We start from the raw sequence: 19,516 nt of genomic DNA on the forward strand, positions 1-19,516 counted from the left end.
CCCTTGTGAGAGCGCTCTCAGATGGACCACGATCACCCCATGGCCGACACCACCCACCGCCCCGGGCGCCAAGACAGCCGCCCCACCGTCCGCCCCTACCGCCCCGAGGACCGCGCCGCGCTGGACGACATCTGCGTCCGCACCGCCGATGGCGGCGGCGACTCCCGGGAGGTCTACCCCGACCTGCAGCTGATGCCGAGCATCTTCGCCGCGCCGTACGCGGTGCTCGAACCCGACCTGACCTTTGTCGTGGACGACGGCGAGCGGGCCGTCGGCTACGTGCTGGGGACCGCCGACACCGAGACCTTCGTCAAGCGCTTCCGGGCCGAGTGGCTGCCGACGCTGACCGCCCGCTATCCGGCGCCGACCGGCGAGCCGTCCACGCCCAGCGAGGTGATGGTCCGGCTGATGCACTGGCCGGAACGGATGCTGGTGCCGGAGCTCGCCGCCTACCCGGCCCACCTGCACATCGACCTGCTGCCGGAACACCAGCGGGCCGGCCACGGCCGGGAGCTGATGACCGCCTTCCTGGCCGCGCTGCAGACCAAGGGCGTGCCCGCGGTGCACCTCGGCATGGTCACCAGCAACACCAAGGCGCGGGCCTTCTACGACCGGCTGGGCTTCCACCCGATCGACGTACCGAACGCCGGTCCGCTGACCTACCTGGGCAGGTCGACCGCGCCCGGGGAACCCGGGTACTCCATGCCGTTGCAGTAGGGCAGATCGTCGATCGGACAGTCCGTCAGGAAGCGGCCGAGCAGATCGGTGAACTCCTCGATCCGCTCCATGTGCACCAGGTGGTCCGCGTCGCGGACGGTGGTGAACGCCGCCCCGGGCAGCAGCGCGGCCAGGTGACGGCCCATCGGGGGCGGCGTCAGCGAGTCGTGCTCGCCGGTGAACACCAGCGCCGGGACCGGCGGCACCGGCTCGGGGCGGTACCACTCGTGGCGCATCAGCCGACGGTTGTGGTCGGCCACGGCCATCCCGAACTGACGGGGCGTCTGCTCCATGAACTGGCGGTGGATCAGCCGGCCGATCGCGGCGTGGCGGCGGATCGTCCCGGTGCCGGGCGGAGCCATGAAGCGGACCACCAGCTCCTCCGCCATCGCCGCGTAGTCGCCCTGGTCCAGCATCGCCAGCCAGCGGTTCGCGGCCTGCTCGTACTCGGGCGGCACGAAGGTGGTCATCCCGACCAGGATCAGCCGCTCCACCGCGTCCGGGTAGTGCTGGGCGAAGCGCAGCGCGATCGCCCCGCCGAAGCAGCCGCCGAAGAGGTTGATCTCGCCGAGGCCGAGCGCGTCCACCATGTGCCGGGTCGCGGCGGCCAGGAAGTCCATGCCGTACCGCTCCGGCAGCGGGTCCGCCTCACCGTAGCCGGGGAGGTCGACGGTGATCACGTCGCAGAGCGGCAGCAGCGCGGTCTCGTGCCGGGCCCAGGAGAAACGGTCCTGGGACGAACCACCCAGGATGACCAGCGGCGCGGTGACTCCGGCCCCCTGCCGGGCGACCCGCGCCACGTACTCGAAGCCGTCGAAGGTGAGCCTGTGCTCGCTCACCACAACCGCGGGCGCGTCAAGCAGCATCTGCGCCACTGAGGTTGTGTCGATTGACATACGTGGCTCCCCACGATCGCGGACGTCGAATCCGAAGATCTATCACCGGGGACCGGGCGTTGCCCGGCATTGTCACTCAAACGTGGTCGTTTCGCCGAGGGTTGTCGAACCGGGTTCGAATTACCCGGAGCGGTTCGGGTCGTTGTCCGGGCCGTCGCTCGGGTCGTTGGCCGGGTCGTCGCTCGGGTCGTCGCTCGGGCCGTCCTCGGAGCCGCCTTCCGCGAAGGCGAGGAGTCGTTCGTTCGACCAGGTCAGCCGCCCTTCCCTGAGATCCTCGGCGACCGCCTCGACCCAGGCCAGCTCGGCGGCGGTCACGGCGCGCAGGTATTCGCTCTCCAGCGCGGTGATCCGCGGCAGTTGCCGCTGCTCCGCCGCTTCCAGGCCCGCCTCCAGCCCGGCCAGGGTCGCGGTGAGGGCGCTCGCGCGGCGGGCGAGGGCGTCCTCGATCTCCGCCGGTTCGAGCAGCAGCAGATGCGACAGGGCGGCGGGGAACTCGGGGAACTCCTGCTTGGGCGTGTCCAGCATCTCCAGCAGCCAGGCCCGGGCGGTCTCCCGGCCGGCCTCGGTGACCTCGTAGACGGTGCGCTCGGGGTAGAGCTGGTCGCGCCCGGTCTCCCGGACCGCGATCAGACCGCCGGCGAGCAGCCGCTCGATCGTCCGGTAGAGGCCGGCCCGCTGGCTGACGTTGACCACCTGGTCCTTGCCCCACTGTCGGATCAGCCGCTGGACGCCGTAGGGGTGCAGCGGCTTGTAGTGCAGCAGGGCGAGCACGGTCAGGGCGAGCGGGGAGCTGCGAACGGTGGTGGTGGCCATGATCCCGATACTACCCACAGAGAAACTGGTTGACTAGCAACTAGTTTCACTGCAACTATCAACTCATCGAAGCCCGCGAAGCAGGAAACAAGGAGATTTCTCAGATGACGCTCCAGCCCCAGCCCCGCACCCGCACCGCCCTGGTCATCGGCGGCGGCATCGCCGGTGCCACCGCCGCCCTCGCCCTGCGCCGGGCCGGTATCGAAGCGACCGTCTACGAGGCGTACGACAGCACCGCCGACGGCATCGGCGGCGGCCTCACCCTCGCCCCCAACGGCCTCAACGCCCTCGACGCGATCGGCACCGCCGACCTGGTCCGCGACATCGGCAGCCCGATGACCGCGATCGTCCTGCACAGCTGGAACGGCAAGCAGCTGGCCGAGTTCGGCACCCCGCCCGGCGTCGCGCCGATGCAGTTCGTCTGGCGCACCGAGCTCTACCGCGCCCTCTACGCCGAGGCCGTGGCCAACGGAGTCGGCATCGTCCACGGCAAACGCCTGGTCCGCGCCGAACAGGACGGGGAGGGCGTCACCGCCCACTTCGCCGACGGCAGCAGCGCCGGCGCAGACCTGCTGGTCGGCGCGGACGGGATCCACTCCACCGTCCGCTCGATCATCGACCCGGCCGCGCCGCAGCCCCGCTACGCCGGCCTGGTCAGCTTCGGCGCGCAGGTCAGGGACAGCGGGCTCGCCTCCACCGAGGGCCGGACACTGATGAGCTTCGGCAAACGGGCGTTCTTCGGCTGGTGGACCACAGAACCGGAGGGTACGGGCCGAGACGGCGCGCGCCGGGACGGCTCGGACCGGGACGGCACCGCCGTATGGTTCGCCAACCTCCCCCGCACCGAGCCGATGACCGCCGCCGAGGCGCATGCCGTGGGCGCGGAGGAGTGGCTGCGAGTGCTCACAACGGCCTTCGCCGACGACCGGAGCCCGGCGCTGGACCTGCTGCGCCGCACCGACCCGGCCGACCTGCTGATCACCGGGCCGATGGAGAGCATGCCCGAGGTCCCGGTCTGGCACCGCGGACGCATGGTGCTGCTCGGCGACTCGGCCCACGCCGCGTCGTCCAGCTCGGGGCAGGGCGCGTCCCTCGCCATCGAGAGCGCGGTCCAACTCGCCCGCTGCCTGCGCGACCTGCCGCAGCATCAGGCTCTGACGGCCTATGAGCAACTGCGCCGACCGCGCGTCGAACGCATCATCAAGGCCGCCGCCCGCACCAACAGCAACAAGACGCCGGGCCCGGTCGGACGGGTCGTACGGGACGCGGTGATGCCGCTGGCGATGAAGCTGGTCAAGCCGGAGAAGATGGCCTGGCAGTACGAATACCGCATCAACTGGTCCGAGCCGGTGCCCGCCCCGTCCACCGCGGCCACCGGGGCCCGCACCGGCTCCGCCGCACCTGCATCCCACTCGGCTTAGCGGGCCGACCCGCGGAGCAACCCGGCCGCCGCCGACAGGCCCAGCGCGGCGGCGGCGACCAGCTGCACCCGGTAGTCGAAGCCGGCGACCAGGCCCGAACCCACCAGCAGCGCCAGGCCGGTGGGGGCGAACATCATGGTGCTGGCGGTGGCCGCGACCCGGCCCAGGAACTCCGGCGGAGTCTCCCGCTGGACCGCGGTCATCGCGGCGATCAGCGGGCAGGGCAGGCCGAGGCCGACCGCCAACTGGCCCACGAGCACCACCGGGAGGAATGGTGTCGCGCGGGCCAGCACCCCCAGCGCGAACAGCAGCAACCCCGCCGCGACAAAGGCCCGTTCGGGCACCCGGCGGAGCAGCGACCCGGCCGCGAGCCCGGCCACCACCGAGCCCAGCCCCTGCAGCGGCGTCAACACCCCGGCGAAGGCGGGCGAACGGTGCAGCCCCGCGTCCAGCATGGCGAAGGTCGCGGTACTACTGAGGCTGGACGCGACCATCGCGGCCCCCGCCGCCAGGACCAGCCCGCGCAGCAGCGGATGCCCGCAGAGGAAGCGGATCCCGGCAGCGGTCTCCGTCCACCAGGCCGCCCGTCCCGGCGGCGTCTCCATCGGCCCGTCCGCGACCGGTTCGCGGGTCTTCTCGGCCTCAGTGATCTCGGTGGCCTCGGTGATCTCGGTGATGCGGAGCAGGGCGAAGGCCACCCCGGCGAGCGCGAAGGTGATCGCGTCCAGCAGCGCCACGGAAGGGCCGCCCAGCGCGGCGAAGAGGCCGGCCCCGGCGGGCGGGGCCAGCAGCTTCATGCTCTCGATCGCGGTGCGGACCAGGCCGTTGAAGTCCCCGCGCAGCCGCTCCGGGACGGCCGCCGCCATCAGCGCGGTCTCGGCGGCGTCGGTCAGCACCGAGCCGGCGCCGACCAGGGTCAGCACGACGAACAGCACCCAGACCGTGCCGCCGGAACGGACCGCGAGCGGCGCGGTCATGACGACGGCCAGCACCAGGTTGGTGAGCACCAGCAGCGGACGGCGACGTACCCGGTCGGCCAGGGTCCCGATCGCCGGACCGGCCAGGCTGGGCAGCCAGGCGCAGCAAGCGACCAGCGCGGCAAGGCTGTTGGAACCGGTGAGGGTCTTGATCCAGATTCCGGCGGCGAGCGACATCGCGGTGTTGCCGAACCCGGAGACGATCACCCCGCCGAGGTAGATCCGCGCATTGCGGTCCCGCAGGACCTTCACCGTGCCCCAGGCCATGTCCCGGCCCCTCCTCCCCGACTCCCCCTGCGTGACGGCGTCACCCTACTCCCAATCATTTGATTGGGGGTAGCCCTTCCTCGGCGCCGGGCGTCCCACCATGCGGTTTACTGGCGGATGTGAAGGACACCGATCCCGTGCTGCGCGCCCTGGCCCACCCGCTGCGGCTACGGATGCTGACGCTGATGTGGCCGGGCCCGATGTCCGCCGCCGAACTCGCGCGCGAGCTCGACGTCTCGCACGCCCTGGCCAGCCAGCACCTGCGTCGGCTCGACGGCGTAGGCCTGGTCGAACTGGCCGAGGAGCGGACCCACCGCGGCGGCAGGGAGCGCCGCTACCGCACCGTCCACGGCTCCCCGCTCTCCGACCAGCGGGACGCCAATCCGCTGCTCGCCGAGACCCTCGCCCACGCCCTGCGCGAGCGCGCTCCGCGCCGGGCGCCCGACAGCGAGGGCGTCACCGCCGACGGCGAGCTCTGGGTCGACCCGGCCACCTGGCACGACATCCGCACCCGCCTCGCCGCCCTCACCGACGAACTCCACGCCGCGGCCCGCCCCGCCCACACACCGGGCACCGCCCCGGTCGGCATCACCCTGATGGCCTTCCCCCTCCAGGAGCGACCGGCGGGGGCCGGGGCAGGGGCCGGGACGGGTGCCGGGACCGGGGCAGCGGCAGCGGCAGCGTCGGAGCCGGCGGCAGCCGAGGCGGACCCAACGACCGACAGCTGAACCGGCGCCGAGCCGCCCGTCCGCCGATCCACCCCAACCCCCGGGCCGGATGGAATCATCGACGCATGACCACCATCACCGTCGTGCTGGGTGACATCACCAGCGAACGCACCGACGCCATCGTCACGGCCGCCAACGAGTCACTGATGGGCGGTCGAGGCGTGGACGGTGCGATCCACCGCGCAGCCGGCCCCCAACTCGCCCGCGCCGGTGCGGCTCTCGGCCCGTGCGCACCCGGCGACGCGATGGCGACACCCGCCTTCGACCTCTGGCCGCCGGTCGCCCACGTGATCCACACCGTAGGCCCGATCTGGGAGGGCGGCGACCACGGCGAGCCCGAACTCCTCGCCTCCTGCTACCGCCGCTGCCTCGAGGTCGCCGACCAACTCGGCGCCAGCTCGATCGCCTTCCCCGCCATCGCCACCGGCATCTACGGCTACCCAGCCGAGCAAGCCGCCCGAATCGCCGTACACACGCTCAGGTCTACTCCCACCGCGGTGCAGGCCGTGCGTCTCATTGCTTTTGACGAAGCGTCATATGACCTTATGGCAGGGGAACTTGCTGCGCAGTGACCTTCGCACCTAATGACCTTTGCGTTTGCCTTTACCGCCACCCTTGGGACCTGCCAACAGTTTTTGGGCCTTGAACGGCTTACCCAACGCAAAAAGCGTGGCGGCGAGAGTTTCCCTAACAGCACCGGCAAGTGGATCGGCATCCCCCAGGACACGCCGAACGCGGTGCCAAGTGTCCTGCAATAGTTGTTCCGCCTTGGCGTGCTGACCCAGCTTGCCCAGGGTGACGGCAAGGCTGTGGGCGGAGTCCAGGGTGTCGGGGTGATCCTCGCCCAACACCCGCGTACGCCGCGCCAACGTGTCCTCGTCCAAACGACGCGCCTCGCCATGCCGATCCAGGTGATCCAGGGCGACGGCGAGGCTGTGGGCAGAGCGCAGAGTGTCGGGATGATCCGCGCCCAACACCCGCTTGTACCGCGCCAACGTGTCCTCGAGCATACGGAACGCCTCGCCGTCTTGACCGAGCTTGCCCACGGTGACAGCGAGGCTGCGGGCAGATTGCAGGGTGTCGGGGTGATCCTCGCCCAACACCCGCGTACGCCGCACCAGCGCATCCTCGCCCAAACGGCGCGCCTCTTCATGCTGACCCAGCTCGCCCAGGCTGGTGGCGAGGCTATTGGCGGAGCGCAGCGTGTCGAGGTGGTCCTCACCCAGTACCCGCGTACGCCACGCCAACGTATCCTCGTCCAAACGACGCGCTTCGCCATGCTGACCCAGCTTGCCCAGGGTAGCGGCGAGGTCGTGAGCGGAGCGCAGCGTGTCGGGATGATCCTCGCCCAACACCCGCGTACGCCGCGCCAACGTGTCCTGGACGAGCGGAAGCGCCTCGGCGTGGGCGCCGCGACCGTCGAGTGCCCAGGTCAGCATGTAGGCAGCACTCAAGGTGTCGAGGTGGTCCTCGCCCAGCGCATGAGACCATGTCGCATGCAGGGGTTGGGCGAGTTCGCGGGCCGCCTGCGGCTGGGCGCTGCGTACGAGGTAGTGCACGGCTCGGATCAGGATCGGTCGCAGCCCGGGTTGGTCGCCTACCGTCTGCCAGGCCACGGTGAGATGTGAGGTGAGCGGAGCCCATTGCGGCCAGAGTCCGGGGAGGTCGGGGTCCCCGGGATCTGCGGTGGTCAGCAGTGCCACCAGATCGGCCCTGATCGTGTCGGTGTCATGCTGGTCGATCTGGTGGCGTAGGACGGCCTGGGTGAGGCGGTGGATCTGGATCGTCCCGCGACCCACGCTGACCAGGCCGTAGCGCGCCAACGGGGCAATAGCGGTCTGCGGCCACATGAAGTCGTCGGGGGCGCCCGGGATGGTGGCGAGTTGGGCCCGTGCGTCGGCCAGCCAGGCGGTGGGGATCGGTTCGGGGCCCAGGAAGGCCGCCAGCCGCAGCAGGGCCAAGGCGTCCAAGTGGTCGCTCTGCAGGCGGTCGGTGGCAATGGTGACGGTCGCCGCCAGGGAAGTCTGGTACCCGGGGGTTTCGCCTTGAGCCAGAAGACGGGACGTGTTGCTGTCCAGGAGATCCCGGTAGCGCTCCAGCGGCATGCCCTCGGCCAGGACGCCGGCCGCTTGGGCCAGGGCCAGCGGGAGGTCTCCCAGCGCCTCGGCCAGCGTGTCCGCGTCCTCCGCTGTCAGGTCCGGCAGGCGGCTGGCCAGGTAGGCGACGGAGTCCTCCCGGGAGAACACGTCCAGGCGCAGGCCCGGCAGGATCGTGGTCCAGGCCGGGTTGCGGGAGGTGACCAGGACGTGGCCGGGCCCCTCGGGCACCCAGGCCTTCACCTGCTTGGGGTCCTCGGCATTGTCCAGGATGATCAGCCACCGCTCCCGCTCCCGCAGGGACTGCACCGCAGCACGGGCGTTGGCCTCGACCCCCGCGTCAGCCCTGGCCACGCCCAGGCGCGCGGCCAGTTCCGCATACCGCACCGGGACCTGCTCGACCTGCTCGGCATCCACCCACCACACCACGTCGTACTGACCCGCGAAGCGGTGCGCGTACTCCAGCGCCACCTGCGTCTTACCGATACCGCCCATCCCGTGCAGCGCCTGGAGAGCAGTACGGCGCCCGGCCAGCAGCTTGCTGCGCAGATCATCAAGGACCGACTCACGGCCGGTGAAGTGCGGATCGCCTCGCCGCACGTCCCATACCGCCGGCAACCCGGCGTTGATCGGAAAGCGGGGAGCCGCGGCGGACGCGGGCACGGTGGATGCGGGACCGCCGCCCGGGAAGGCGGGGGCACTGGTGGGGGGCGTGGGGCCGCGTACGGCCTCCACCAGGGTCGCGATCGCCGTGGTCTCGTCCAGGCCGTACAGCTCGCGCCAGATCCGCGGGGCCAGGATCGGCGGCAGGTCACCCTCCTCCAGGGGCTTGATCACCACAGGGATGAGACGGTCCCTGCGGGCCAGCGCGGCCGTCCACTCCTCCTCGGTGAACCGCCCCGCGGCGAAGTACGCGGGCGAGAACAGCGCGACGACCGCGGACGCGTTCGCCAGCGCCTGGCTCATCCTCTTGACGAAGTCATCCCCCGCACCCCAGTGCCACGCGGCCAACTCCACCTGACAGCCCGCCCCTTGCAGGTGCCAGCCGACCCACTCGGCCCACTCCCGGTCCGGACCCGCATAGCTGATGAAGATCCGCTCGGAACTCCCCGACATCCCGCACCCACCCCCCTGGCGATCACGTCCACGCAACGTCACGTGACGCCCCCTCTGTATAGCGCGCCCCACCCCCGAACACGCCCGAAAGCCAAGGAAACTGTCGTGGGCTCAGAATCCGTACGCGCCCCAGTTGGCCAGGACGCGCTCCTGGATCTCGGTCGGCCAGCCGTTCTCGAAGCTGCCCTTCACCGGGCGGCTGCCGGCCGGGTAGAGGTCGGCCAGCAGGCAGTTGTAGATGACCTTTCCGGCCTTGAACGTGTGCGACTCCTCCTCGGAGAGGTAGACCGCGAGTTGCATGCTGAGCTTGTTGGGGAAGTGGAACTCCCCGCGCTCCGGGTGGGAGCGGGTGGCGAACGCCCATACGACCTCGCTCAGGTCGGTGATGTCGATGTCGTCCTCGACCACGAGGATCTTCGGCGCGTTGACCGACGGCTTGCCGGCGAAGATGACCCCGGCGATCCGGTCGATCAGCTCGGTGGACGAGATCCCCAGGGTCTCGTGCCAGTCGCGCCGGACGGACACCGTCAACCAGTGCACGGCCGCCTCGAAGTTGTACCAGGCCGAGGCTGCGGGCAGTCCTGCTTCCCGCAGCAGGTAGAGGATCTCCGCGGCGCTGGTGGTGCCGATGATGGTGTGGTCCTCCTCGACCGGCGGCCCGGCCGCGACGATCGCCTGCAGGGCCCCGTCCCGGTAGGTGATCGCGGTGACCTTGAACAGTTGCTTCGGGGAGGCCTCGGTGGCGTTGTAGCCCGGGAACTCGTTCATCGGGCCTTCCACCACCGTCTCGTCCAGGGAGATGTAGCCCTCGATGACCATCTCGGCGCTGGCCGGGACGAGCAGGTCGACGGTCTCGGCGGGCACCAGTTCCAGGCCCTCGCCGAACAGTGCGCCGAGGAAGTGCGACTCGTCGGCGCCCTCGGGCAGCGGCATGCCGCCGACGAACGGCAGGCCCGGTTCCACACCGATGGCCAGGGCGATCGGCATCGGCTTGCCCAACTCGGTCCACTTCGACCGGATGACACCCAGATGCTGCGGGCCGGGGATCAGGCAGGCCAGGGTGTCCTTGCCCGCGATCATCATGCGGTTGACGGACCAGTTGGTCCAGGACCCGTCGGGCGTCTTGGCGATGTTCATGCCGTAGGTCTGGATGTAGCGTCCGCCGTCGTTGCCGTGGATCAGCGGCGTCGGGAACGCCAGCAGGTCGATGGCGTCACCGACCATGATGTTCTCCTTGCAGGGCGCGCTTTCGGACGGCACGACGACCGGCGGGATCCCGGGCTTCGAACGCGCGGCCACCAGCTGCTCCACGATCTGCTGCCCGGTCGCGGCGGCCGGCAGGCCGAGGGCGAGGGCGATCCGGGCCAGCGGGTACTCCGAGCTGCTGAGAGCGCCGGGCGCGCCGAACAGCCGGAAGCCGGTGCCCTGGTAGCCGGTGAGGTTGGTGAACAGCGGTGCGGGGGCCCGCAGGTCGTAGCACCGCCGGATGATCGCACCGACCTCCAGGTTCCAGTCGACCTCCTTGTCGATCGTCTGGACGTCGCCGATCTTCTCCAGCTCGTCGATGAACTCACGCAGGCTCTTCAAGTGCTTCACAACAATCCCCCTGTGGGCCGTGGTCGTTCGGCGTCTGCGGTGGTCAGTTCGTCCCGACGGGGGCAGGTCGGGGACAGCTGCCCGGCAGGTCCGGGGCTCGCCGACAGGTCGGTCGCGTGGGCCCGGGTCTGCTGTCCGGCCGGGGTGCGCGCCATTTCGAGTGCGCGCACGCCGAATGCGATACCCGTCGCTCCGCTTATCCCGGCCACCGGTTTGTGCGCCCCCATCATGCGGACACAATAGGAGGATGCGGCAACCGGGGACAATCGTGCACGTCACATGCCGTCCGGCACCGGCTCCCTGGGGGCCGGTCCGATACTGACAAATCACGCCGCGGTGAATTCCGGGCGGTGCGGGCGCATACGAGATGACGACGACTTGGGGCAGCAACCGCGCGCGGCGGCGCGCAATTGCCTGGCGCGCCCGGGGGATGAACGCACCTGCCCAACCGACCCTGACGGGCAGACGTATCTGCGCGCCGACCAGGACCGGCAGCCTCTTACCGCTCGATCGGGCTCCTATTCCACACAATGGAACAGGAGCAAGGGAAACCACCACCGATTCCGTAAACGAAATCAGCGGTAAAATTTGCCGTCGATCTACTTGCAAACCTTAGAGTTCACGCCGGGCGCAAGTCAAGGGGTTCCGGGGGCCCCCGGAAGAAGCTTGCATATCCATTTGAATGTTCCCTATGGTCAATTTGTCGACCTCTCTTCTGTTCGAGGCGATATGGCGGGCCACCCAGCTGACGGACCGCCACAGGGCCTCCCGCGAAGGGACGTTGCCGTCCCGTCACTCCCAGCCGACGGCGCCGAGCACGTCCGCCGCGACCTCGCGCAGCGTGCCGGAGGTGGTGGTGACGGTGACGTCCGCGACCTTGGCGTCGTCCAGGATCCGGTCCAGCTCCCCCGAGCGGTCCAGGTGTCGGCGCAGCGCCTCGTGGTCGCCCATGTGCCGCCGGGCGAGCCGCCGTTGGACCACTCCGAGCTCGACCTTGAGTCGACATACCGTCAGGTCGACCCCGACCGCGTCATGGCACTGCCGGACCTGCTCCCCGGTCTCGACCACACCGGCCAGCACCAGCCGGTCCGCCCCGGCCTCCAGGTAGTTGTGGGCGACGCTGCGCAGATTCCGCAGCTCCATCGCGACATTGAAGCGGTCGCCCGGCGGCGCCGGCCAGGAGCGGCGGAGCCAGTCGAGGTCGATGACGGCATGCGGGACCTCCGCCTCCGCGAGCAGGTCGCCGACGGCCTCGGCCACCGACGTCTTGCCCGCGCCCACGGTTCCGGTCAGGAGCAGTGCACGTCCCATCCTCCGGACATTACCGCTGCCGCGCCCCCTTCCGAGGCGGGTTGACGATCTCCACGGCCGGCAATCGCCGCATCACCGTGCAGCTGAGCCCGACCGGGCGCGAGCACCAGAGGGTGACTGGAGGGTGACCGGGGCGGGATCCGCAGTCGCTGTCGGCCCGGGCTGGCAGGATGCAGGGATGGACACCGCACCTGACGTCTCCACTCCGCTGCCGATCCTGCTCACCACCGAGGACGGGGACGTGCGCTCCGGCCCCACCGAGGCCGTGCTCGCAGCGGTACTCGCCGGTCTGGGCACGGACGGTAACCGGTACGCCGTCGTCGAGCGGGACGCCGATCCGCGCCAGAACCAGGTGTTCGTCCAGGCCTGGCGGCGGGACGACGGGGTGTACGAGGTCGAGCATCGGGACGGCGCGCCGGAGCGGCACTTCGGGGCCGAGCTGAGCAGCCCGGAACGGGTCGCCGAGCTGTTCCTGGACTGGGTCGGGGACGGGGACGGCTGGGCCGCCGCGGTGGACTGGACGCCGCTGGACCTCACCTCCACGCCCGCGCTGGAGGAGTCGGCCAGGGCCGAGGCGGAGGAGTTCGCCCGGTCGCTGATCCGCTGCGGCTTCGAGGGCTACTGGGACGTGGTGCGCGCCGTCCAGGAGCACTTCGATCCCGAGGAGCTGCAGCTCAGCACGGACCAGGCCAGCCGCATCGTGGCCGGGCCGTGGCAGGAGCGGGCGCAGCAGCAGGAGTCCTGGCCGGTGGTCACCGATCCGGACCGGCTGGCGACGGCCTTCGCCGCGCTCGAGGCGCGCGGGGTGACCGCGCGGATGAACTTCGCCTGCTGCGGCTCCTGCGGACGCGGCGAGATCGGCGCGGAGGCACCCGAGGGCGCCCGGGGTTATGTCTTCTTCCATCGCCAGGCCACCGAGGGCGCGGCGAACGGCGGCCCGCTGTGGCTCTCCTACGGCCACTTCGCCAACCCCGGCGGCGCCGACTCCACCACCGCCAACCCCGGCACCGTCGGCCCGACACCCGCCGAGATCGGCGCCGAGGTGGTCGCCGAACTGACGGCGGCCGGGCTGCGGGCGGAGTGGGACGGCTCGCCGGACAGCGCGGTCAAGCTGACGTCACTGGAGTGGCTGAAGCGGCTGCCGGTGTAGTCGGGGCGGCGCCCCGAGGACGTCCCGAAGGCGCCCGGAAGACGCCCGGACACCCCCGAAAGCCGGTTCCGGAACCGGAGGCAATATCGGATATTCCTTGCACCCACTGTCCACGCCCAGTAAGACTGTGACGCACCGTGACCAATCCATGATCCAGACCACGGGGGGACCCACGTGGTCGCTACGGCCGTCGCACCACCACCGCACCAGCGTCCGCCTGCCCGCAACCCCCGTCGGCACCGGCTGCCCACCGCCGTGCGGCGCTCGGCCCACCACGGCTTGATCCTCGCCGCCGTCGCGCTGACCGTGCTGCTCTCCGGGGCGGTGCTGGCCGCGCTCACCGCCCTGGCGGGCACCTCCGTCAACGACGGGGCCGCCAAGCGGCTCGCCGCGACACCGGGCGCCCAGGTGCTGGTCACCGCGAACTTCCAGGCTCCGGGCATGGCCGCCGCCGACCGCGCGGTGCGGGCCGCCACCGGACGGGTCTTCGGCGACGTGCCGCAGCGGACCTACCTCGGGCTGCTGGACACCTCGCCGGTGTCGGTGACCCGGGTCGGCGGGGCCACCGGCGGAGCGGTGGGACCGGGCGGCGCCGCGCTGCACCCGATCGCCGTGCAGAGCGCGGCCACCTTCGGGCGCCTGGTCGCGGGACGATGGCCGGCCGGAGTCGGCGACGCCACGGCCGACGCCTTCACCACGCTGCCCGGCGTCCGGGTGGCGACCGGGTCCACCGCCCCGGTCGACGCCGCCGTGCCGCAGCCGCTGGCCCAGCGGCTCGGCCTGAAGCCCGGCTCCACCCTGCAGTTGCAGGACGCCTTCAGCCGCACCATGACCCTGCGGATCGCCGGTGTCTACCAGGCGACCGGCGCGACCGGGTTCTGGCCGGGCCTGGCCGGCGACCTGTCCGGCGCCAGTGGGACGGACCAGAACCTGCTGGTGGTCTCCCCCGCCGCGCTGAACGGCAGCGCCGTCCTGAACGGGCAGCTCATCGCGCACTGGAGTGTGCAGCCCGACTTCTCCCATCTCGACGCGAGCCGCCTCGCCGGGCTGCACGACCGGGCCCGGGCCTTCTCCGGCAGTCAGACCGGCCTCTCGGTGTTCCAAGGAAAGCAGCCGCCGCTGGACGGCCTGACCGTGGTCTCCGGCCTGCCGCAGGCGATCGACGCCCTGGCCGTGCCGACCGTGGTGGCCCGGTCCGCGCTCTATCTGCCGACCGCGCTGCTGGCCGCCCTCGCGCTCACCGCACTGGTACTGACGGCACGTCAACTCACCGTGCACCGGCGCAGCGAACTCGCGCTGCAGCAGGCCAGGGGCGCCGGCACAGCACGGCTGCTGCGCGGAGCCGCCGCCGAGTGGGCGGTCACCGGCATCCCGGCCGCCGTGGCCGCGCCGTTCCTGGCCGGGCTGTTCCAGCCCGACGCGCTCGGTCCGGCCGCCTGGGCCGCGGTCGGGCTGACCCTGCTGGTGTACGGGGGGTCCGTGCTGCTGCCGGTGCTGCCGCCGCTGCGGCTGCGGACGGCCCGAGGGGCACGGGCCGCCGCCGCGCAGCGGATGGGCGCCGACCTGGCCCTACTGGCCGTCGCCGGGCTCGGCTATCTGGAGTTGCGGCGGCACCGCTCGATCGTCGCCTCGAACGCGGGCGGCGGGCTGTCGGTGGACCCGGTGCTGGTGCTGGTTCCGGTGCTGGCCGGCGGGGCCGCCGCGCTGCTGCTGCTCCGGCTGCTGCCGCTGACCTCCCGGCTGCTCGACCTCTTCGGCCGCCGCAGCCGGGGCCTGGTGCTGCCACTGGCGGGATGGCAGCTGAGCCGGCGCTCGGCCCGCAATGCCGGACCGGTGGTGCTGATGTGCCTCGCCGTCTCCGTCAGCGCGCTCGCCACCACGGCCCTGGCCTGCCTGGACGGACTCGCCGCCGACCAGGCCGCGTTCAGCGTCGGCGCGGACGTCAGGACCGACCCGACCGGCAGCGGCAGCTACCCGGTCCCGGTGCTGCGCAGCGCCTATGCCGCGCTGCCCGGTGTGACGTCGGTGGCGCCGGTGACCGAGACCACGGCGAATGTGCCGGGGGGCGCCACCGAGAGTGTGGTCGGCACCATCGGCGGCCCCGCGCCGGCCACGCCCGACCCCGCCGCCTTCGGCGCCGTGCTGCCCGGCCGTCCGACCGCGCTGCTGCTGGACGAGACGCTGCGCAGCGACGGCAGCACCGCGGCCCCGAGTCTGGAGTTGACCGTGCAGGACGCGTCCGGCCTGGTCAGCACGGTGTCGACGTTGCTTCCCGCCGCGGACGGCGCCCGGCACACGGTGCGGGTCCCGCTGGACCTCTCGTTCAGCGGCGGCCACACCCGCAGCTATCCGCTGGCCGTCACCGCGATCACCGTCCTCCCCCAGCCCGATGTGCACCCGGCCCGGCTCGACCTGGCCCTGCACCGGATCGGATCGGCCACCGGAACGGCCACCGGAGCCGGTGCCAGCGACGTGAGTTGGGCATCCGCCCTGGCCGCGAACCAGAGCTGGGCCGACCACACCGACGATGCGGCCAGCGCCACCGCCGGTGCCTGCAAGGGCAGCCTCACCGGCAGCTACAACTACGGCACCCCCGGCGTGTGCACGCTCGCCACCGGCGGCGCGGACCTGCTGCGGACCAGTATCAGCACCGGGTTCCGGGGCACCCCGGCCGACGGGGGCGCCTTCCCCGGCATGGACGCGGTCGACACCCAGCCCAACGGCCACCTCGACTTTGTGGCGGTCCCGTCCGGCAAGCCCGCGCCGCTGCCGGTGCGCGCCGACGCGCTCGCGCTGAGGGACAGTCACCTGTCCGTGGGCAGCACCACCACCCTGGACCTCGGCACCGGCAGCGGGGTGCCGGCCAGGATCGTCGGCGAGCTGGACTCGCTGCCGGGCCTGGGCCGGGGGCAGGGTCATCTGGTCGCCGACCAAAGGCAGTTGGCCTCGATCATGACGGTCACCGGGGCGCAGCAGCAGGACCCCGCGTTCTGGTGGCTGACCAGCCGCGACAGCGCCGGGACGGCAGCCGCGGTGGCCGGGCAGCCGGCGTTGGGCAGTGCGCAGACCAAGGCCCAGGTGGCCGCCGGGTTGCGGTCGGACCCCTTCCGCAGCGGGCTGCGCAAGGTGCTGGAACTGAGCCGGATCCTCGCCCCCTGCTTCGCCGTGGTCGGCTTCACGGTCCACGCGGTGATCTCCAGCCGGGAGCGGCGGCGGGAGTTCGCCCTGCTCAGAGCCATGGGTATCCGTTCCCGCACGCTGTCCACGCTGCTGGGGGCGGAGCAGCTGAGCATCGCCCTGTTCGCGGTGGTGCCCGGCGCGTTGATGGGCACGGCCCTGGCCGCGGCGGTACTGCCGCTGATCACCGTGGACGACAGCGGCCAGGCCCCGTATCCGCCGCTGCGGGTGGTGCTGCCCTGGGCCAGGGTCGGCCTGACCGCGCTGGTCACGGCCGGTGCGATCAGCGTGGTGGTGATGGCGCTGGCCCGGCTGCTGGCCCGGGTGGACCTGGTGCGAGTGCTGCGGGCGGGAGAGGGCGGATGAGCCGGCAAGAGGAGTCGACACCGGCGCGCGGCGGATCGGTGACGCTTCGGCTGGTCCGCAGGGAGGCGCGCGGCGATCTGCCGCTGCTGGCCTGCCTGGCGCTGCTGGTCGCCGTGCTGACGGCGCTGTGCGCGCTGGGCCCGGCCCTGGTCGGCCGGCAGGAGGACCGGGCGCTGCGGCAGCGGATCGACGCCGCTCAGGCCCAGGCCCCGCTGCTGACCGTGAGCACCGTGCCGGTCTTCCCCGAGCCCAGCGACGACCCGCATGTGGCACCCGCGCTGCCGATGTCCACGCTGCTGGCCGCCGGCCGACAGCTGACCGGCCGGCTCGGCGGCCCCGCGGGCGCGGTGGTGCCCCTGGCCACCGGCGGCAGCTACGACTACGAGGCGGCCGGCCTCAGTTCACCCCGGCCACCCGACCGCACGGTCACCGAAGCCAAATTGACCATCAGTCACCTCCCGGATGCCGCAGGACATCTGCAGTACCTCAGCGGCAGTGCCCCGGCCGACCGCACCCCCTCCGGCGGCGTGCCGCAGATCGCCCTGTCCCAGGCCACGGCGCAGGCGCTCGGTGTCCGGACCGGCAGCCGACTGAGCCTGCGCTTTGTGAACCAGAGCGAGTTCGGGATGGAGCCGCCCGCCGACACGGCCCTGGTCGTCAGCGGGATCTTCCAGCCGACGCAGTCCGGCGACGGCTTCTGGGACGCCCAGTCCTCGCTGGTCCAGCCGCTGCAGTACCCGGAGCAGAACACATCGGGCACGGTGCTCGCCGCACGCGGCCTGGTCGGCGCCGACACCGCGGACCTGCTGACCCGGGCCGGAGTGCCGGCCCCGCTGGTGACCTGGCAGTTGCACGCGGACCCGGGCCGGGCCGCGGTGGACCGCGCCCGCGCGCTGACCGGGCCGCTGGCCGACTACGGCGCCGGCCTCAACGCGGCGCTCTGCAAGGGCACCGACCAGAACACCGGCAACCCGTCCTGCTACGTCGGCAAGCAGCAGACCGGCGCCTTCCTGGTGTCGGACGGACTGACCCCGCTGCTCGCCGCCTTCACCGCCGAGGACGACCAGGCCAGGACGGTCGGCGCGTTCGCCGTCGCCTCGCTGGCGGCGGTGGCGCTGGCCACCGCCGCCGTCGCGGTGCGGCTGCTGCTGCGCCGCAGGGCGGTGGAACTGCGGTTGCAGCGGGCCCGGGGCGCGTCCGCCACCCGGCTGGTGCTGCTGCGCAGCGCGATGGCCTGGCCGGTGGTGCTGGTCAGCGCGCTGCTCGGCTGGGCTCTCGGGCTCTGGCCGGCCCCGACCGGAACCTCCGGCAGCCCGCAGCCGTTGCCCGCCCTGGCCGCCGCCGTGACCGCGGCGGTACTGGTGCCGCTGCTGACCTGGTTCGCGGTACGGGAGCCGCGTACACCGAGCAGTTCCCGTCCCTCGGGCGGGGCGACCGGGGGCCGGCGGCTGGTGCTGGAGCTGACGGTGCTGCTGGCGGCCGTCGCGGGTGTGCTCGCACTGCGGAGCCAGGGGGCGGACGGGGAGCTGAGCGCGGTACCGGTGCTGGTGGCGCTGGCCGCGGTGCTGCTGCTGTTGCGGGTGTATCCGCTGGTGCTGCGGCTGCTGGCGCGCCAGACCCGGCGCGGACCGGGGCTGCTGGCGTTCGTCGGCCTGTCCCGGGCCGCGCGGGACGCCTCGGCGACCGGGCTGGCGCTGTTCGTCCTGGTGCTGACGCTGGGCACGGCCGTGTTCGGCGGCCTGGTGCAGCGGACCATCACGGACGGCGCGGCGGCGGGCGCCGCCTGGAGCACGGGCGCGGACGCCTCCGCGCAGACGGTGGGCAACACCACGCCGACGCTGGGGGCGCAGCAGGACGCGCGGACCGGGATCCGCGCGGCCGTCGAGCAGTTGCACACCCTGAACCTGGTCGGCGAGGCCGACGGGGCCGGGATCGCCCCGGTCGCCGTGATCACCCTGGATCCGCGCCAGTTGGCGGCGGTCGCACCCGGCTCACCCCTTGCGAGAGCACTGCTCTCGTCCTTGAGCACCGCTCCGCAGAAGCTCGCCGACAGCAGCTACCGGCTCCCGTTCGTGGCCACCCCCGCGCTGCGGGCCCGGGAGCGCAGCGGCGGCTTCACCGCGTCCTTCCAGGCGTACGGGCAGCCCAGTATCCACCTCAAGCTGGAGCCGACCGGCACCCTCACCGCGGCCGAGCTGCGCGACCCGCTGCTCGGTCCGATCACCGCACAGCTCGCCCCCGGCACCCCGCTGCTGCTCACCACCGCCGCCGCCGAGCGACTGCTGCCGCAGCAGTCCTCCGGCAGCACCGTGGTCCTGCTCCACGCCGCCGCCGGGGCCGGCAACGCCTCGGCCGCAGCACTGCGGACCGCCGGGGCGCAGGCGCTCGGCCCGCTGGCCCGGATCCAGGTCCGCTCCGAGGTGCTGGCCGCCCTGCGCCAGGACGGCCTGACCCACGGCGTCAGCACCGTCTACCACGTCTGCACCGCACTGGCCGTGCTGTTCGGGCTGCTGGCGGTGGCCCTGGAACTGGTGCTGACCTCCGCCGAGCGCAGCCGCACCACCTCGTTCCTGCGCACCCTCGGCCTGGGCAACCGGGCGGCGGGAACGCTGCACCTGCTGCAGCTGGTTCCGCTCGCGCTGGCCGCCGCCCTCGGCGGTACGCTGCTCGGCCTGCTGGAGCCGCGGCTGATGGGCGACGCGCTGAATCTGCGTCAGTTCACCGGAGGTCCGATCCAACCCGCGCTACGGACCGACTACCGGCTTACCCTGGCCCTGGGGGCCGGCCTGGCCCTGCTGGTCCTCGGCGCGGCGGTGGTGGAGACTGCCGTCGCGCGTGGGCGCCGCCTGGGCGCGGTGCTGCGACTGGGGCAGAGCTGAGGAGGA

13 protein-coding genes are annotated in these 19,516 nt (G+C 72.2%); 7 read left to right on the plus strand and 6 right to left on the minus strand.

The window, feature by feature from the left end; translation table 11 throughout:
* Positions 1 to 39 precede the first annotated feature (39 nt).
* Positions 40 to 717 (plus strand): GNAT family N-acetyltransferase, encoded by a 678-nt coding sequence (locus ACEZDG_RS02005; protein ID WP_380501518.1) that lies wholly within the window; start codon positions 40 to 42, stop codon positions 715 to 717.
* Here the strand turns inward: ACEZDG_RS02005 and ACEZDG_RS02010 are convergent.
* Positions 660 to 1,613 (minus strand): alpha/beta fold hydrolase, encoded by a 954-nt coding sequence (locus tag ACEZDG_RS02010; RefSeq protein ID WP_380501520.1) that lies wholly within the window; start codon positions 1,611 to 1,613, stop codon positions 660 to 662. The genes ACEZDG_RS02005 and ACEZDG_RS02010 overlap by 58 nt on opposite strands.
* Positions 1,614 to 1,733: 120 nt before the next feature.
* Complete coding sequence (locus ACEZDG_RS02015) at positions 1,734 to 2,426, minus strand: PadR family transcriptional regulator (protein WP_380501522.1); 693 nt, start codon at positions 2,424 to 2,426, stop codon at positions 1,734 to 1,736.
* Positions 2,427 to 2,530: 104 nt separating this feature from the next.
* Here ACEZDG_RS02015 and ACEZDG_RS02020 point away from each other — a divergent pair, with 104 nt between their 5' ends.
* Positions 2,531 to 3,847, plus strand: coding sequence for an FAD-dependent monooxygenase (locus tag ACEZDG_RS02020; RefSeq protein WP_380501524.1), 1,317 nt, complete (start codon positions 2,531 to 2,533; stop codon positions 3,845 to 3,847).
* Here the strand turns inward: ACEZDG_RS02020 and ACEZDG_RS02025 are convergent.
* Positions 3,844 to 5,091 (minus strand): MFS transporter, encoded by a 1,248-nt coding sequence (locus tag ACEZDG_RS02025; protein WP_380501526.1) that lies wholly within the window; start codon positions 5,089 to 5,091, stop codon positions 3,844 to 3,846. The genes ACEZDG_RS02020 and ACEZDG_RS02025 overlap by 4 nt on opposite strands.
* A gap of 119 nt (positions 5,092 to 5,210) precedes the next feature.
* On the opposite strand from ACEZDG_RS02025, the gene ACEZDG_RS02030 reads away from it, so the two are divergent.
* Positions 5,211 to 5,819: an ArsR/SmtB family transcription factor gene (locus tag ACEZDG_RS02030; protein ID WP_380501528.1), complete on the plus strand. Its 609-nt coding sequence runs from the start codon at positions 5,211 to 5,213 to the stop codon at positions 5,817 to 5,819.
* 65 nt (positions 5,820 to 5,884) lie between these two features.
* Positions 5,885 to 6,391 (plus strand): macro domain-containing protein, encoded by a 507-nt coding sequence (locus ACEZDG_RS02035; protein ID WP_380501530.1) that lies wholly within the window; start codon positions 5,885 to 5,887, stop codon positions 6,389 to 6,391.
* 9 nt (positions 6,392 to 6,400) lie between these two features.
* Here the strand turns inward: ACEZDG_RS02035 and fxsT are convergent, their stop codons facing one another.
* From fxsT to ACEZDG_RS02050, 3 genes are all read right to left on the minus strand, one after another.
* Positions 6,401 to 9,031: an FxSxx-COOH system tetratricopeptide repeat protein gene (gene fxsT / locus ACEZDG_RS02040; protein WP_380501532.1), complete on the minus strand. Its 2,631-nt coding sequence runs from the start codon at positions 9,029 to 9,031 to the stop codon at positions 6,401 to 6,403.
* A gap of 111 nt (positions 9,032 to 9,142) precedes the next feature.
* Positions 9,143 to 10,627 (minus strand): UbiD family decarboxylase, encoded by a 1,485-nt coding sequence (locus tag ACEZDG_RS02045; protein ID WP_380501534.1) that lies wholly within the window; start codon positions 10,625 to 10,627, stop codon positions 9,143 to 9,145.
* Positions 10,628 to 11,419: 792 nt separating this feature from the next.
* Positions 11,420 to 11,938: an adenylyl-sulfate kinase gene (locus ACEZDG_RS02050; RefSeq protein WP_380501536.1), complete on the minus strand. Its 519-nt coding sequence runs from the start codon at positions 11,936 to 11,938 to the stop codon at positions 11,420 to 11,422.
* Between the two features lie 178 nt (positions 11,939 to 12,116).
* On the opposite strand from ACEZDG_RS02050, the gene ACEZDG_RS02055 reads away from it, so the two are divergent.
* The 3 genes from ACEZDG_RS02055 (at position 12,117) to ACEZDG_RS02065 (ending at position 19,510) form a co-directional block, all read left to right on the plus strand.
* Positions 12,117 to 13,088 (plus strand): DUF6891 domain-containing protein, encoded by a 972-nt coding sequence (locus ACEZDG_RS02055; RefSeq protein WP_380501538.1) that lies wholly within the window; start codon positions 12,117 to 12,119, stop codon positions 13,086 to 13,088.
* 174 nt (positions 13,089 to 13,262) lie between these two features.
* A complete protein-coding gene (locus ACEZDG_RS02060; RefSeq protein WP_380501540.1) occupies positions 13,263 to 16,631 on the plus strand; it encodes an ABC transporter permease in 3,369 nt (1,122 codons plus the stop codon).
* The gene (locus ACEZDG_RS02065) at positions 16,628 to 19,510 is read left to right on the plus strand and encodes a hypothetical protein (RefSeq protein ID WP_380501542.1); all 2,883 of its coding nucleotides are present in this window, start codon (positions 16,628 to 16,630) and stop codon (positions 19,508 to 19,510) included. The genes ACEZDG_RS02060 and ACEZDG_RS02065 overlap by 4 nt, the downstream gene beginning before the upstream one ends.
* The last annotated feature ends 6 nt before the right edge of the window (positions 19,511 to 19,516 follow it).

It is taken from the genome of Streptacidiphilus alkalitolerans (genome assembly GCF_042511045.1).
In the GTDB taxonomy this organism is placed as follows: Bacteria; Actinomycetota; Actinomycetes; order Streptomycetales; family Streptomycetaceae; genus Streptacidiphilus; species Streptacidiphilus alkalitolerans.